13 protein-coding genes are annotated in these 15658 nt (G+C 72.8%); 3 read left to right on the top strand and 10 right to left on the bottom strand.

The features are described from left to right. Positions 1-2 precede the first annotated feature (2 nt). Positions 3-542, bottom strand: a complete 540-nt coding sequence (locus ACWAT2_RS13020) for a putative immunity protein (RefSeq protein WP_402374430.1) — start codon at positions 540-542, stop codon at positions 3-5. 90 nt (positions 543-632) lie between these two features. Between ACWAT2_RS13020 and ACWAT2_RS13015 the strand changes: the two genes are divergently transcribed. Beyond that, on the top strand, positions 633-1610 hold the full coding sequence (locus ACWAT2_RS13015; protein WP_402374428.1) for an acetylxylan esterase: 978 nt from the start codon (positions 633-635) through the stop codon (positions 1608-1610). A 55-nt stretch (positions 1611-1665) separates the two neighbouring features. Here the strand turns inward: ACWAT2_RS13015 and ACWAT2_RS13010 are convergent, their stop codons facing one another. From ACWAT2_RS13010 to metG, 7 genes are all read right to left on the bottom strand, one after another. Next, a complete protein-coding gene (locus ACWAT2_RS13010) occupies positions 1666-2598 on the bottom strand; it encodes a 4-(cytidine 5'-diphospho)-2-C-methyl-D-erythritol kinase (protein ID WP_402374426.1) in 933 nt (310 codons plus the stop codon). Continuing rightward, positions 2595-3467 carry a 16S rRNA (adenine(1518)-N(6)/adenine(1519)-N(6))-dimethyltransferase RsmA gene (gene rsmA, locus ACWAT2_RS13005; RefSeq protein WP_402374424.1) on the bottom strand — a complete coding sequence of 291 codons (873 nt, stop codon included), beginning with the start codon at positions 3465-3467 and terminating at the stop codon, positions 2595-2597. Before rsmA ends, ACWAT2_RS13010 begins: the two co-directional genes overlap by 4 nt. A 28-nt stretch (positions 3468-3495) precedes the next feature. After that, positions 3496-4821 (bottom strand): aggregation-promoting factor C-terminal-like domain-containing protein, encoded by a 1326-nt coding sequence (locus tag ACWAT2_RS13000; RefSeq protein ID WP_402374422.1) that lies wholly within the window; start codon positions 4819-4821, stop codon positions 3496-3498. Positions 4822-5089: 268 nt separating this feature from the next. Further along, entirely contained in the window at positions 5090-6352 is a 1263-nt protein-coding gene (locus tag ACWAT2_RS12995; protein ID WP_402374420.1) for a transglycosylase family protein, read from the bottom strand. A gap of 278 nt (positions 6353-6630) precedes the next feature. Then, a complete protein-coding gene (locus ACWAT2_RS12990) occupies positions 6631-7827 on the bottom strand; it encodes an aggregation-promoting factor C-terminal-like domain-containing protein (protein WP_402374418.1) in 1197 nt (398 codons plus the stop codon). 75 nt (positions 7828-7902) lie between these two features. After that, positions 7903-8820 carry a TatD family hydrolase gene (locus ACWAT2_RS12985; RefSeq protein ID WP_402374416.1) on the bottom strand — a complete coding sequence of 306 codons (918 nt, stop codon included), beginning with the start codon at positions 8818-8820 and terminating at the stop codon, positions 7903-7905. A gap of 2 nt (positions 8821-8822) precedes the next feature. Then, positions 8823-10619, bottom strand: coding sequence for a methionine--tRNA ligase (gene metG / locus ACWAT2_RS12980; protein WP_402374414.1), 1797 nt, complete (start codon positions 10617-10619; stop codon positions 8823-8825). A 116-nt stretch (positions 10620-10735) separates the two neighbouring features. Between metG and ACWAT2_RS12975 the strand changes: the two genes are divergently transcribed. Beyond that, entirely contained in the window at positions 10736-11314 is a 579-nt protein-coding gene (locus ACWAT2_RS12975; protein ID WP_402374412.1) for an isochorismatase family protein, read from the top strand. A gap of 37 nt (positions 11315-11351) precedes the next feature. On the opposite strand, the gene rsmI is transcribed toward ACWAT2_RS12975, so the two are convergent. Further along, positions 11352-12218 (bottom strand): 16S rRNA (cytidine(1402)-2'-O)-methyltransferase, encoded by an 867-nt coding sequence (rsmI, locus tag ACWAT2_RS12970; RefSeq protein ID WP_402374410.1) that lies wholly within the window; start codon positions 12216-12218, stop codon positions 11352-11354. Between the two features lie 48 nt (positions 12219-12266). On the opposite strand from rsmI, the gene ACWAT2_RS12965 reads away from it, so the two are divergent. Next, on the top strand, positions 12267-14162 hold the full coding sequence (locus tag ACWAT2_RS12965) for a dolichyl-phosphate-mannose--protein mannosyltransferase (RefSeq protein ID WP_402374408.1): 1896 nt from the start codon (positions 12267-12269) through the stop codon (positions 14160-14162). A gap of 40 nt (positions 14163-14202) precedes the next feature. Here ACWAT2_RS12965 and ACWAT2_RS12960 read toward each other — a convergent pair whose 3' ends face one another. After that, entirely contained in the window at positions 14203-15645 is a 1443-nt protein-coding gene (locus ACWAT2_RS12960; RefSeq protein WP_402374406.1) for a family 20 glycosylhydrolase, read from the bottom strand. Positions 15646-15658 lie beyond the last annotated feature (13 nt).

The following is a 15658-nucleotide window of genomic DNA, read 5'->3' as shown; positions in this document are numbered from 1 at the left end:
AGTCACCTCCCAGCGCGCAGCGAGACGTCGAGCTCCGTCATGAGCCGGGCCACCCGGCTCCGTCCGGCCGGTGCCGGCGGGTACCGGCGGAGCACGTCCACGACGACCGGCGTGGCACGGTCCCGCGCCTGGGCGAGGGACCGCTCGACAGCGCCCAGGTCGGCGCCGGCCCGGATCTCGGCGATGCGCACGGCGTTCGCCGCGGCACGCAGGACGTGACCCACCTGGTGCGCCTTGGCGATCGGGTGCAGGTACGCCGCCGCGGCGGCATCCCCGGCCGCCTGCGCTGCCAGTCGGGACGCTTCCGTCGGGGCTGCCGCAGCGGCGCGGTGGGCGTCCATCGCGGCCGTGCGCTGCCACCGGCTGCGCGGTGCACCGTCGACGAACGCCCGCGCGGACTCGAGCGCGGCGCGCGGCCGGCCGTCGTCAGGCCGCTCCTGCTCGAAGACGCCGAGGACGTCGCCTGCGGACGTCGCGGCGTAGCGCGCCACCGCACGCAGCTCGTCGCCGGTCAGCTCGAAGTCGCCGGAGGCACCAGACATGCGTCGATGGTGCCACTGCTGGACGGCAGCCCGCCTGACCGGCAGCGATAGAGTGCCGCTCATCACCGCGCCACGTACGGAGGACCACGCATGGCCCAGTTCGACCTGCCCCTGCCCGAGCTCGAGCAGTACGCTCCGCAGCTCGACGAGCCGGCCGACTTCGACGAGTTCTGGGCCGGCACCGTCGCCGAGGCGCGTGGGCACGGCGAGGACGTGCGGGTCGAGCGCGTCGACACCGGGCTCTCGGAGATCACGGTCGACGACGTCACGTTCCCGGGCTTCGGCGGCCACCCCGTCAAGGCGTGGCTGGTGCGCCCCGCACGGGTGGACGGGCCGCTGCCCGCCGTCGTCGAGTACCTCGGGTACGGAGGGGGCCGCGGACTGCCGCACGAGCAGCTCGGGCTGGCAGCGGCGGGCTTCGCGCACCTGATCATGGACACGCGAGGGCAGGGCTCGGGCTGGGGTTCCGGCGGTGACACCCCGGACCCGGTGGGCCACGCACCGGCCTCGCCCGGCTTCCTGACCCGCGGGATCCTCGACCCCGCGGAGCACTACTACCGCCGGGTCTTCACCGACGGTGTCCGAGCGGTCGACGCCGTCCGGCAGCTCGACGGCATCGACCCGGCGCGCGTCGCGGTCGCGGGGACGAGCCAGGGTGGCGGTATCGCGATCGCCGTCGCGGGCCTGCTGCCCGACGTGGTCGCCGCCGCACCGAACGTGCCGTTCCTCAGCCACTTCCGGCGAGCTGTACAGATCACGGATGCTTTTCCGTACGGCGAGATCACCCAGTACCTGTCGGTGCACCGTGAGCACGAGGACGCCGTCTGGCGCACGCTGTCCTACCTCGACGGGGTCTCGTTCGCGCGGCGCGCGCAGGCGGCCGGGCTGTACTCCGTCGCCCTGATGGATGCCATCTGCCCGCCGTCGACCGTGTACGCGTCGTACAACGCCTGGGGCGGTTCGGACAAGAGCATCGACGTCTATCCGTACAACGGGCACGAGGGCGGCCAGCACTACCGGTTCGCCCCGACCCTGGCCTGGTTGCGCAAGCACGTCGGCGAGGTGTGACGCCGTCCTACCTCGACGGGCGCCGTACTACCCCGGCGAGACCGGTACCACCTCGTCAGAGGACGCGGGCGCCCGCGGCCGGGCCGGTGGTGCACCAGACGGCGTCGGCCGCCCCCTCGGCGGTCCACGTCGCGGCGATCGCCAGGGCGTGCTGACGCGAGCGCGCCAACGCGGCGACCGTCGGCCCCGACCCGGAGACCATCGCCCCGAGCGCGCCACCGTTCTGCGCGATCTCCAGCGTGCGCTCCAGCTCGGGGCGGAGGTCGAGCGCGGCCGGTTCGAGGTCGTTCTGCAGCGCCTGGCCCAGCGCTGTCGGGTCGCCGGCGCGCAGGGCCTGCATCAGACCGTTGTCGTCGGCCGAGCTGACGTCGGAGCCGGCGCCTCCGCCGAGCTCGTCGAACCGCCGGTACACCGCCGGGGTCGACAACCCCTCGTCGCGGGTGGCGAACGCCCAGTGGAACTCCCCACGGGCCATCGCCGGGGTCAGCAGGTGCCCACGGCCCGTCCCGACGGCGGTGTGCCCGAGGAGCGCGAACGGCACGTCCGACCCCAGCGTCGCCGCGATGCTCTGGAGCTCGTGCCGCGGCAGGGCGGTGCCCCACAGCGCGTCGCAGGCGAGCAGCGTCGCGGCAGCGTCGGCCGAGCCCCCGGCCATCCCTCCGGCCACCGGCACGCCCTTGGCGATGTGCAGCGCCACGCTCGGGTCGAGCCCCACGTGCCGGGCGATCGCCTCGACGGCCTGCCAGGCCAGGTTGCCGGAGTCCAGCGGCACCCGGTCGGCCTGCGGCCCCTCGACGGTCAGCGAGATGCCCGTGCCCTCGGGCACCTCGGTGGCGGTGATCTCCTCGTACAGGGTGACCGCCTGGAACACCGTCACGAGCGGGTGGTAGCCGTCGTCGGCCACGGGCCCGACGCGCAGCGTCAGGTTGATCTTCCCCGGGGCACGCACGCGGACGGACGGCGCGGGGGCGGCAGCGAGGTGGCTCACGCGTCCACCGTGCCAGCACCGGCGTCCAGGCGCTCGGCGATGCGGGCGAAGTCCGAGACCGCCAGGCGCTCACCGCGCAGCGAAGGGTCGACGCCGGCGGCGCGCAGCTCCTCCTCGGCGGCGGCCCCGGAGCCGAACAGGCCCGACAGCGCGGCCCGCAGGGTCTTGCGGCGCTGGGCGAACGCAGCGTCGACCACGCGGAACACCTGCTGGCGCGTGGCAGTCGTCGACGGCGGCTCGTGCCGCTCGAACGCGACGAGCGCCGAGTCCACGTTGGGCACGGGCCAGAACACGTTGCGCCCGATGGTCAGCGACCGGCGGGCGGACCCGTACCAGGCGGCCTTGGCGGACGGTACACCGTAGGTCCGCGACCCGGGTGGGGCGGCGAGGCGGTCTGCGACCTCGGCCTGCACCATGACGAGCACCGAGCGCAGCGAGTCGAAACGCTCGAGGAACGTCAGCAGCACCGGCACGGCCACGTTGTACGGCAGGTTCGCCACGAGGGCTGACGGCGGTTCGCCGGGCAGCTCGGTGACGTCCATCGCGTCCGCGGTCACCACCTCGAGGTCGGCGCCGGGCAGGTGGCGCTCGACGGTCTCGGCGACCTGCCCGGCCAGGACGGGGTCGATCTCGACCGCGACCACCGACGCGCCGGCCTCCAGCAGCCCCAGGGTCAGCGACCCCAGGCCGGGGCCGATCTCCACGACCCGGTCGCCTGGCTGCACCCCGGCCGCACGGACGATCTTGCGCACCGTGCCGCCGTCGTGCACGAAGTTCTGCCCGAGCGTCTTGGTGGGCCGGACGCCGAGGCGCCCTGCCAGCTCGCGGATCTCCGCAGGGCCGAGCAGGGCGCCGGGGGTGTCAGTCATGGGGCTGAGTATCGCCCGACCGGACCTCTCAGTACCAGTTGTTGGCCTGCGAGTGGCCCCAGGCGCCGCACGGGGAGCCGTAGCGGCCGGCGATGTAGTCCAGGCCCCAGGAGATCTGGGTGGCCGGGTTGGACTGCCAGTCGGAGCCGGCGGTGGCCATCTTGCTGCCCGGCAGGGACTGCGGAATGCCGTAGGCGCCCGAGGAGGGGTTGGCGGCCGTGTGCGACCAGCCGGACTCCTTGGTCCACAGGTTCTCCAGGCAGGTCCACTCGCCGCCGCTCCAACCGCGGGCCGCGGCCATCTGCTGACCGATCTCCCGGTTGGATCCCGAGTAGCTGCCGGTTGCGGACGTGGACGCCCCGCCGGACGAACCGGAGGAGGAGCCGGACGACGAGGTCGCCGGCTCGGGCTCCGGCCGCTCCTTGGTGCCCTCGACGAGCACCTCGGTGGTCGGTTCGGCGGTCACCAGGGAGGTGACCTTCTCGTTCGAGACCTCTTCGCCGTCGATCGTGGTGATCTCCCGCACGACGGTGCGCGAGCCGGGCTCGCCCTTCTTCTTGACCTTGGGGTCGAGGTCCTCGAACCGGTCGGAGCTCTTCTTCGTCTTCGTGTCGAAGTCGATCTCCTTGACCTGGGTGACGCGCTCGACCTCGACACGCTGGACGACGACGGCGACCTGCGGCACGTCGGCGCCCTCGGGCAGGCTCTCGGCCGTCACCCCGGCGTCGCCCGCGGTGTGCAGGGTGACGACGTCGTCCTCGTCCACCGCGACCTCGGCGTCGTCGAGGACGTCGTCGAGCTCGTCGGTGCCGTCGGCGACGGCCACGGTGTCGTCGTGCACCACGGCGACCTGGTCGCCGTCGTGCACCTGCAGCGGCAGCTCGGCGCGGTCCTCGGACCGCGACGCGACGAGCGCGATGTCCTCGCCGCGCTGCGCGAGCAGGTTGAGCGCCTCGTGGGCGTCCGCCGCGGTCACCCAGGCGGTGCTCTCCTTGCCGTCGATCTCGACGTCGAGCTCCTTGCCGGTACGCACGACGATCTCGTCGTCGGTGGACAGCGCGGTGCCCCCGGCGGGGGCGACGAGGTCGCGGTCACCGACGGCGACGCCCTCGTCGGCCAGCAGACCGTCCACGTCACCGGCGAAGGTGCTCACGGTCCGGGTAGCGCCGTCGACGTCGAGCGTGACGGTCTTGTGAGCCTGCGACACGGCGACGGCCGAGCCGACGCCGAGGACGAGGGCGCCGGCGGTGGCGCCGGCGATCAGCGTCCGACGACGGCGCACGTGGCGCGTGCGGACGGCGCGGGTCTCGGCGGTGGTGGGCCGAGGCACGTTGTTCTCCGGTGCGGAGGTCATAGAACTCCCGTGGGGTACGTGGTGGGGGGGTGGCTCTCGAAAGCTGGGCGGCGGCCTATACGGCTGGCACGCCTCGCGGAGCGCGAGCGACACCCGACCGTAACTGATTCGTTATAGAGAGCAACACGACGTGCGTCACACCTGGCGGTCCCGGGCCTCAGGGCTTCTCGGCCCGGACACACCACGAGGTGGTCGAGAGTGCCGCGAGGTGGTACTACCTCGCGGCACTCTCGACCACCTCGTCGGGTGGTGCGCTACGTCGGCCAGGTCAGAGCAGGCCGAGCTTGCTGGCGCAGTGCGGCCACTGGCCCCAGCCGGAGCGCTGCTGCAGGATCTTCGCGCGCTTCGTCTGCTCGGCGGCCGACGCGTCCGAAGGGAGGCCGGAGCCGCCCACGGCCTGCCACGTCGGCAGCGAGAACTGGTACAGCCCGTAGTAGCCGTTGCCGGTGTTGGTCGACGGGTTGCCGCCCGACTCGCACTGGGCGAGCTGGCCCCAGACGCCGGCAGGGGCGCTGCCGCCGGACGAGCCGCCGGACGAACCGCTCGAGCTGGAGCTGCTGGACGAGGAACCGCTCGAGGACGAGCTGCTCGAACCGGAGTCGGCGGGCGCCGGCTCGGGCTCCGGCCGCTCCTTGGTGCCGGTCACGACGATCTCGTCGACCGGCTTGGTGGTGACCTTGTTCGACACCTTCTCGCGCGACTCGACCTCGCCGTCGACGCGCGTCACACGCTTGACGATGGTCCGCTCGCCGTCCTTGCCCTCGCGGGACACGGTGGAGCCCTTGTCGCTGTAGCGGTCGGGGTCCTTCTTCGTGACGGTGTCGAAGGCGATCTTCTTGGTCTTGGTGACCTTCTCCACGTCGACGACCTGCACGACGACGCGCACCGTCGGGTCGCCGGGCGCGGCAGCCTCGATCCGGTCCACGTGGACGCGGTCGTCGGCGTCGATCTCGACCGACTCCGCCTCGAAGAGCTCCGAGAGCGTCGTGGCCCCGTCGTCGACCACCGTCTCGTCGCCGCCGACGACGAGCGCCACCGGCTGCTCGGCGTCGAGACGGATGGGCAGGGTCGCCCGGTCCGCGGACCGGGACGGCAGGAGGCGGACCTGATCGGCACGCGTGGCGAGAGCCGCCAGGGCCTCGTCGGCGTCGAGCGCCGTGACCCAGACGTCCTGCTCCTCGCCGTCGGTCTCGACGGTCAGCTCGCGGCCGTAGCGGACCTCGACGACGGCGCCGTCACGCAGCTCGTCGCCCGCCGCGGGCGTGACCTCGTCGTTGCTGCCGACGCGGACGTTCTCCTCGGCGAGGACGTCGTCCACGGTGTCGGCGTAGGTGGTCACCGAGACGAGCTCGCCGTCGACGTCGAGCGTGACGTCCTTGCGGAGCTGCTCGACGACGGCGAAGCTCACGCCGCCGGCGACGACCATGCTCAGCGCGACCACCATGGTGATCAGCGGCCAGCGGCGGCGGCGCAGCGCGGTGGCGGCCGCAGCCGCCCCGGCGGTCTGCTCCGTGGCGGGTTCGGCACTCACGGGGACGGGTGCTGTCGGTGGCGTGACGGAGTCGTCGGACCAGTCGTTCAAGAGATGTTCCAGACGTCGGCAGGTCCGGGCACGACGGCGGGTCCCCGACTGGCGGTCGGGCCGGGCGTCGATCCGGTGGCTCCGACGACCGTAACCGCATCGTGATCTACATCCAAGACGCCCTGTGGTATTTATGCCCGGCTACGGGACGGTATGCCGGAAAACTGCCCGGGTTCTCGCGACGGACGTCACACCAGCACCCGGTCGAACGCACCCGGCCGGCCCCGTCAGTACCAGCCGACCGACATGGAGTGCTCCCACGCGCTGCACGGGGTGCCGTACCGCCCGGAGATGTAGCCCAGGCCCCACGAGATCTGCGTGGCCGGGTTGGTCCGCCAATCGGATCCGGCGGACGCCATCTTCGACCCGGGCAGGGACTGCGGGATGCCGTACGCCCCGCTCGAGGGGTTCTCGGCGTTCCAGCGCCAGTTGGACTCCTTGGTCCACAGCTTGTCCAGGCACACGAACTGGTCGTCGCCCCAGCCGCGCTCGGCCGCCATCGCCCGGCCGATGGCCTTCGCCGACCCCGGGTCGGCCTGCACCTGCGACACGTCCAGCGTGCCCACCACGACGACCTCGTCGACGGGCTCCACCGTCACCGACCGGTCGACGACCGTGCGCCGGACCTCCGCGCCGTCGAGCGTGTGCACCTCGTAGGTGGTCACGCGCTCGCCCGGCACGCCACGGGTCCGCACGGTCTCGTGCCCCTTCGGCAGGTCGTCGGACTCGATGCGCTCGGTCTCGAACGGGACGACCTCGGTGACGATGTCGGACGCCGTCCCGCCACGGTTGACCACCACGACCATGCCGTCGACGGCGGCCGCCCCCAGCGGGACCGACGTCCGGTCGTCCTCGCCCAGGGAGATCTCGACCTCGGCCAGCACGTCCCGCACCGTCGCCTGCGTGGTCCGCAGCGGCAGCACCGAGCCATCGACCGACACGTAGACGGTCTTGCGCGTGGACACCCGCACCGGGCCGCGGCCCAACGGGTCGCTGCGGGACGCCGAGGCCACCGCGCCGTCGCCCCGCGGCCCCAGGGCGGCGAGGAGCTCGCCCACCGTGTGCGCCGTCGTCCGGAAGCTCGTGGTCTCGCCGTCGACCTCGAGCGTGACCTCCTTGCTGGTGCGCACCACGACCTCGCCGTCCCGCGGCGCGGGGGCGGAGGCGACGGGCTGCACCAGGTCGTCGGGGCCCGGCTCGATGCCGTGGAACGCGAGGACCTCGCCGACCGTGCGCCCGTAGCCGTCGAGAGTCTGCACCCGGCCGTCCATGTCGACAGTGACCGTGCTGTGCGCCGCGAGGACGCCCGTCGTGCCGAGCGCCACCGCGACGACCACCAGCACCTGCAGCGCACCGCGGGTGATCGCGCCCAGGGGGCCGCGGCGGCCGACGTACCGCTCCGGGGGACGGCGCCTCCGGGTCATGTCACGCCGTCGTCCAGCCTCAGGTGTCGCCACGGTCACCAGACCGTAGCCGAACCTGGGCTCGAGCGACAGGGGTCACCACGACCCGTAGACCCGTCCGGTGTTGTCCGAGACCGCTCGGCAGACGTCGGCGAGCGGTCGGTCGAGCACCTCGGCCATGGCCCGCACGGTGTGCGCGGCGACGTACGGGGCGTTCGGCTGCCCGCGGAACGGGTGCGGCGGCAGGTACGGCGCGTCGGTCTCCACGAGGACGAGCTCGAGCGGCACCGTGCGCAGCGCCTCGCGCAGATGGGTGTTCTTCGGGTAGGTGACCGTCCCGGCGAAGGACAGGTACCAGCCGTGCTCGGCGGCGAGCGCCGCCATCGCCGCGTCCCCGCTGAAGCAGTGGAAGACGGTCCGCTCCGGTGCGCCGTCCGCCAGCAGGACCTCGACCACCTGCTCGTGGGCGTCGCGGTCGTGGATCTGCAGCGCCAGCCCGAGCTCCTTGGCGAGCGCGACGTGGGCGCGGAACGACTCGCGCTGCGCCTCCTCGCCCTGCGGCCCGGTGCGGAACAGGTCCATGCCCGTCTCCCCCACCGCCCGCACGCGGGGGTTGTCGCGGGCGACCTCGGCGACGCGGGCGATCGCGTCCGCCAGCGACGTCGAGTGGTGCGGCCGCGGCTGCGGCTCGAGCCCGTCGGGGCCGACCTCCCGGACACCGGCGTGCAGCACCGCCTCGTTGGGGTGGATCGCCACCGCACCCAGGAGCGCGTCGGCCTCCGCATCCCGCAGGAGCGCGTCGGTCCACTCGACGGACGGCAGATCGCAGCCCACCTGCACCATCCGGTCGACGCCGACGGCGGCAGCCCGGGCCACGTGCTCGGCCACGGTCGGGACCGGCGAGCCGTCGGGGACGAGGTCCGCGATCGCGTCCAGGTGCGTGTGGTTGTCGACGACGGGGACCGGCAGCGGCTCGGGGTCGCGCGGGAACCCGCGCTCACGCTTGCGCGCCACGCTCAGGCCTTCTCGCGCAGCCGCTCGAGCTCTTCCTCGACGATCGAGTCGTCGAGCTTGGTGAACACCGGGGACGGCTTCGCGATCGGGGTGCCCGGCGTCACGGGGCTCGACGCCCACGCGGGGAACCGGTAGCCGCCGTCGTGGTCGCCGGTGATGACCGGGTAGTGCCGCGAGTCGTCGTCCAGGTCGGTGACCTCCTCGATGCGCGGCTGCGGGGCGAACTCACCCATACCCCCCAGGACCTCGTGCACCGACTGCGCCGAGTGCGGCAGGAACGGTGCCAGCAGCGTGTTGCAGTCGCTGACCGCCTGCGTCGTGGTGTGCAGCACGGTGGCCAGCCGCTCCGGGTCGGTCTTGAGCTTCCACGGCTGGGTCTCGGAGACGTAGCGGTTGACGTCGCCGACGACGCGCATCGCCTCCGCGATCGCGGCCCGCTGCCGGTTGGACTCGATGAGGGAGCCGATGTCGGAGAACGCCTTGCTCGTGGCGGCCAGGACGTCACGGTCGGTGTCGGTCAGCTCGCCCGCCGTCGGGATCTGCCCGAAGTTCTTGTGCACCATCGACGCCGTGCGGTTGACCAGGTTGCCCCAGCCGGCGACGAGCTCGTCGTTGGTACGCCGCAGGAACCCGTCCCACGTGAAGTCGACGTCCTGGTTCTCCGGTCCCGCCGCCGCGACGTAGTAGCGGAACGCGTCGGGCTGGTACCGGGCCAGCATGTCGCGCACGTAGATGACGACGCCGCGCGAGGAGGAGAACTTCTGGCCCTCGACGTTGAGGAACTCGCTGGAGACCACCTCCGTCGGGAGCTGCAGCGAGCCGAACCGGCCCGGCGCACCCCCGCGCGACCCGCCACCGTCGTACGCCAGCAGCTCCGCCGGCCAGATCTGGGAGTGGAAGGTGATGTTGTCCTTGCCCATGAAGTAGTACGAGCGGGCGTCCGGGTTCGTCCACCACTCGCGCCACGCCTCGGGCGTGCCCTGGCGTCGCGACCATTCGATCGAGCTGGACAGGTAGCCGATCACGGCGTCGAACCACACGTAGAGCCGCTTGGCGGGATTGTCCTCCCACCCCTCCAGCGGCACGGGGATGCCCCAGTCGATGTCGCGCGTCATGGCGCGCGGGCGGACGTCGTCGAGCAGGTTGCGGCTGAAGTTGAGCACGTTGGGCCGCCACCCGTCGCGCTTCTCGAGCCACGAGGACAGCGCGTCGACGAGGGCCGGCAGGTCGAGGAAGAAGTGGTTCGACTCGACGAACTTGGGCGTCTCGCCGTTGATGCGGCTGCGCGGGTTCTTCAGGTCGATCGGGTCGAGCTGGTTGCCGCAGTTGTCGCACTGGTCGCCGCGAGCGCCGTCGTAGCCGCAGATGGGACAGGTGCCCTCGATGAAGCGGTCGGGCAGCGTGCGGCCCGTGGACGGCGAGATCGCGCCCATCGTCGACTTCTCGACCATGTAGCCGTTCTGGTGCACCGTGCGGAACATCTCCTGCACGACGGCGTAGTGGTTGCGCGTCGTGGTGCGCGTGAACAGGTCGTAGGACAGGCCCAGGGAGGTCAGGTCCTCGACGATGACCCGGTTGTAGCGGTCCGCGAGCTCCTGCGGGGTGACGCCCTCCGACTCGGCCTGGACGAGGATCGGCGTGCCGTGCTCGTCCGTGCCGGAGACCATCAGGACGTCGTGACCCGCCATCCGCATGTGCCGGCTGAAGACGTCGGAGGGAACGCCGAAGCCGGCGACGTGGCCGATGTGCCGCGGGCCGTTGGCATAGGGCCATGCCACGGCCGAGAGGATGTGGGTCATGCCCCGAATCCTAATGGCCGACGACGGTCGCGGGCCCGGGCGTCCAGGGTCCGGCCGCCACGGCCGGCGGCGACGGTGGCGACGAAGGTGGCGACGAAGGTGGCACAGTGGTGGGCATGAGCACGCGCGCACTGATCGTCGTGGACGTCCAGCCGACCTTCTGCGAGGGCGGTGAGCTCGGCGTCGACGGCGGGAACCGTGTCGCGGCCGACGTCGCCGCGTACGCCGGGGAGCACCGCGACCGGTACGGCCTGGTCGTCACCACCCAGGACTGGCACATCGACCCGGGCGAGCACTTCAGCGACACCCCGGACTTCGTCGACTCGTGGCCGGTGCACGGCGTCGCGGGCTCGCCGAACGCGGAGCTGCACCCGGCGCTCGCGGACCTCGCCGCCGACGTCGCGGTCAAGAAGGGGCAGTACGACCACGGGTACTCCGGGTTCGACGGGGCCGACGTCGCGGGCCGGTCGCTCGAGTCGGTCCTGCGGGAGGCCGGTACCACCGCGGTGGACGTCGTCGGCCTGGCGGAGTCGCACTGCGTCAAGCACACGGCGCTGGACGCGACGCGGCTCGGGTTCTCCACGAGGGTGCTGGCGGACCTCACCGCGCCGGTGTCGCCCGAGCTGGGCGAGCGGGCGCGCGAGGAGCTGGCCGCCGCCGGCGTCGAGCTCGCCGACTCCGGCGCCGCGAGGTAGCGCCGCTCCCGCCGCTCCTACCTCGGCGCCGGCGTTACTACCTCGGCGGGCGGGCAGCGAGGGCGGCGGCGTAGAGGTCCCGTTTCGGGACGCCGGCCGCCGTCGCCACCTCCGCCACGACGGCCTTGAGCCGCTCCCCACCCTGCACGCGCTCCAGGACCTCGGGCACCAGGTCCTCCACGCGCGGCGTCTCCGCGGCCGGGGCTCCGCCGACGACGACGCAGATCTCGCCGCGCAGCCCGGCACCCGACCCGGCCCGCTCGCCCGCCAGCGCCGCGAGCTCACCCAGGGGGCCGCGCAGCACCTCCTCGTACGTCTTGGTCAGCTCGCGGCACACGGCCGCAGGACGGCCCGGGCCGAACGCGGAGGCCATCGCGGCCAGCGTCTCGACCACACGGTGCGGCGCCTCGAAGAAGACCATGGTGCGCGGCTCGGTCACCAGCGCGCCGAGGAACCGGCCCCGGTCCCCCGCCTTGCGCGGCACGAACCCGTCGAAGGTGAAGCGGTCGGTCGGCAGCCCGGACAGCGCGAGCGCCGTGAGCACCGCCGAGGCACCCGGCGCCGCCGTGACCGGCAGCCCCCGCTCGACGGCACGCTCGACGAGCCGGAACCCGGGGTCGGAGACGGCCGGCATCCCGGCATCGGTGACGACGACGACGGTCCCGCCGCCGTCGACCACGTCCAGCAGGTCGTCGGCCCGGTCCCGCTCGTTGTGCTCGTGGTACGAGACCACGCGGCCCCCGACCTTGATGCCGAGCCGGCCGGCCAGGCCGTGCAGCCGGCGGGTGTCCTCGGCGGCGACGACGTCCGCCTCCTGCAGCAGGCGCAGCAGGCGCGGCGAGGCGTCCTCCACGTTGCCGATGGGGGTGGCGGCCAGCACGACGGACCCTGCCTCACGACTCATGCGGGCAACTGTCCCACGGCGACGTCATGACCCTCTAAAGTGGCCGAGGTGACCGCCCCTGATGCCGACGCTCCCGCCACGGGTGAGAACCCGGAGATCGACTCGCCGTCCGCGCCGCGCCGCCAGTACCCCTCACGGCGTGACGTCCACGGCCACCGCACGGACACCCGCGGCATCCCCATCGTGACCGGCGCGTTCCGCGCCATCACCGGTGCCGTCCCGAGCGTCGGGCAGAACGGTTCGTCGCGCACCCCGCCCACGCCGGCCGACGGGACTCCCACCGCCGCCGGGAGCGGGGCGGACGTACCGCCGTCGGGCACGGACCTGCCGGCGAACGAGGCGGAGACCACGCCGGGCGAGCCGGCCGCCACGGAGCAGACCCTGCTGGTGCGGCTGCTGGGCGAGCGTCGCCTGGCGCTGGGGGCCACCCGGCGTGCCCAGGTGCTCGGCTGGGTGGGCACGATCGTGGTCACGCTGCTCGCGGCGGTGACCCGCCTGTGGGAGCTCGGCCGGCCGGGCAGCCTGGTCTTCGACGAGACCTACTACGTCAAGGACGCGTACACGCTGGGACGCGAGGGCACCGAGCGGCAGTGGCCCGAGGACCCCAACCCGGCGTTCGAGGCGGGTGACGTCGACTCGTACCTCGACCAGGCCGCCTACGTCGTCCATCCGCCCGTCGGCAAGTGGATGATCTGGCTGGGCATGGAGGCCGGTGGCGGTCCGGCCAACCCGTTCGCGTGGCGCCTGGCGAGCGCCGTCGTCGGCATCCTGGCCGTGCTGCTGCTCGTCCGGATCGCCCGTCGTCTCTTCTCGAGCACGGTGATGGGTCTCGCCGCGGGCTTCCTCCTGGCGATCGACGGCGAGGCGATCGTCCACTCGCGGGTCGCACTGCTGGACCAGTTCCTCATGTTCTGGGTGCTCGTGGCCTTCGGCTGCCTGCTGCTGGACCGCGAGCAGTCCCGCCGGCGGCTGGCAGCCGGCGTCGGGTCGGTCCTCGAGGCGGGCGGCACCGTCGCGAGGTTCGGACCGCGCGGGCTGGGGTTCCGCTGGTGGCGCCTGGCCGCCGGCATCGCGCTGGGTCTGGCGTGCGGGGTCAAGTGGTCGGGGCTGTGGTTCGTGGCCGTGTTCGGCCTGCTCACCGTGCTGTGGGACCTGACGGCCCGGCAGCGGGCGGGCATCCGGCACGGCTGGCTGCAGTCGTTGGCGCTCGACGCCCCGCTCGCTTTCCTGCAGATCGTGCCGGTCGCGGTGGTCACCTACGTGGGGTCGTGGACCTCATGGATCGTCGGCAAGGACGGCTACTACCGCACCTGGGCCGCCGACCATCCGGACGAGGCGGTCTCGTGGATGCCCGACTGGCTCGCGAGCCTCTGGTACTACCACCAGCAGATGTTCGGCTTCCACACGGGCCTGAACTCCGATCATGCCTACGCCTCGCACCCGCTGGGCTGGATCGTGCAGTGGCGGCCCACGTCGTTCTTCTGGGAGCGCTCCGCCGCCGGCGAGAACGGCTGCCCGCCGGACGGCGGCGCGTGCGCCGTCGCGGTCTCGGCGATCGGCAACCCGCTGCTGTGGTTCCTCGCCGCCATCGCGATCGTCGTGACGATCGTGCTCGGCGTCTGGCTGCGCGACTGGCGGGCCCTGGCCGTCCTGTCCGGCACGATCGCCGGCTGGGCCCCGTGGTTCTTCTACTCCGAGCGGACCATCTTCACGTTCTACTCGATCGTGTTCACGCCCTGGGTGATCCTCACGCTCCTGTACCCGATGGTGGTGGCCCTCGAACGCACGCGCCACCGGTCCGGGCGCGGCGGGACCCTCGCCGTGATCGCCGGCGTGCTGCTGGCGATCACGGCGGTGTCGGTGGCGTTCTACCCGTTCTGGTCGGCGATGCAGGTGCCGTACGACTACTGGCGCGAGGTCATCCGCTTCCAGAACTGGATCTGACGGCCCCCGGCGTCGGCGCGGAGCCACCCGTCGGACGGAGCTACCAGGCGACCTGCGGCGTCGGGTGGAACGCCCACCCGGCGGAGCGCCACGCCGGCGCCTGGGCCGCGGTGCGGGCCGTGAACCCGTCGAAGTCTCTCGCCTCGGCGGAGGTCCAGGCGACCTCGGCCACGGCGCCGAGCCGCGGGAGCAGCATCGAGAACAGCTCGTCACGGGTGGTGAGCGTCTCGGTCCACACCGCGGCGGAGACGCCTTCCACGGCGTCGGCAGGGAGGCCCTCGATCACGGCGGTGGGCTCCCACTCGTAGGAGTCGCGCAGCTCGACGAAGCCCGCCCACTGCAGACCCAACGGGTGCTCGGCGGTGTACTTCATGTCGAGATAGGTGTGGTTGCCGGGAGACATGATGAACCGTGCACCACCCTGGGCCGCCGCCACGAACCGGTCGAGGTCCTCGCCCTTCGGCTCCCAGTACTGCAGCAGCGTCCCGGGCTCCACCGGGCCTCGTGCGCCCTCCTGCCAGAAGACCGGCGTCTTGCCGTGCTCGCGCACGACGCGCTGCGCGAGCTCCACGAAGCGCGCGAACTCCTCGCGCTCCATGGTCAGCACCTCGTCGCCGCCCACGTGCACCCACTCGCCGTCGGTCATGCGTGCGAGGTCGCCGACGACGTCGCGCACGAAGGGTTCGGTGGCGGGGTTGTCGAACCACAGCCGCGAGAAGCCGACCTCGATGCCGCCGTACGCGTCGGTGGCGACGCCGTCGTCGGTCAGGCCGCCGTAGACGTGCGTGGCCGCGTTGACGTGCCCGGGCATGTCGAACTCGGGGACGATCGTCACGTGGCGCGCCCCGGCGTAGTCCTGCAGCGCACGGAAGTCCTCGACGGTCAGGTAGCCGGCGGAGCCGCCGCCGACCTGGTTGTCGGACGCCTTCTCCAGCTCGGGCCGCGACGGGATCTCGATGCGCCAGCCCTGGTCGTCGGTGAGGTGCAGGTGCAGCACGCGCAGCTTGAACGCGGCCACGAGGTCGACGACGGCACGGATGTCGTCCGGTCCGAACCAGTGGCGCACGACGTCGAAGGACAGCCCGCGCCAGCGGTAGCGCGGGGCGTCGTGGACGACGACGGCGGGGACGCTCCCCCTCCGTCCCGCCGCATCGTCGGGGCGCACCACGAGCTGGCGCAGGCTGCGCGCGGCGTGCAGCAGGCCGACCGGCTCGGCAGCGGTCGCGGTGATCGCGCCCTCGCCCACGGCGAGCGTGTACCGCTCAGGGCTGTCCGAGCCCTGGGGTCCGGCGGCGGTGTCGAGGCGCAGCGTGAACGGCACGGCGTCCGCCGCGGCGGCGAGGGGCACCCCGGCCGCCGAGAGCTGCTCGGCGACGAGCTCGGCGAACTGCGCGTCGGGCGCGTCGACGCGCACCGCGGGCAGCTCGAGGGCAGGGGCGTCGGGCTGCGTGACCTCGGTGGGCCACGGGATGAGGGGAAGCATGCGGGGGTTCTCC

The organism is Isoptericola sp. GX10416 (genome assembly GCF_056590155.1).
This window is presented reverse-complemented; position numbering and strand designations above follow the sequence as displayed.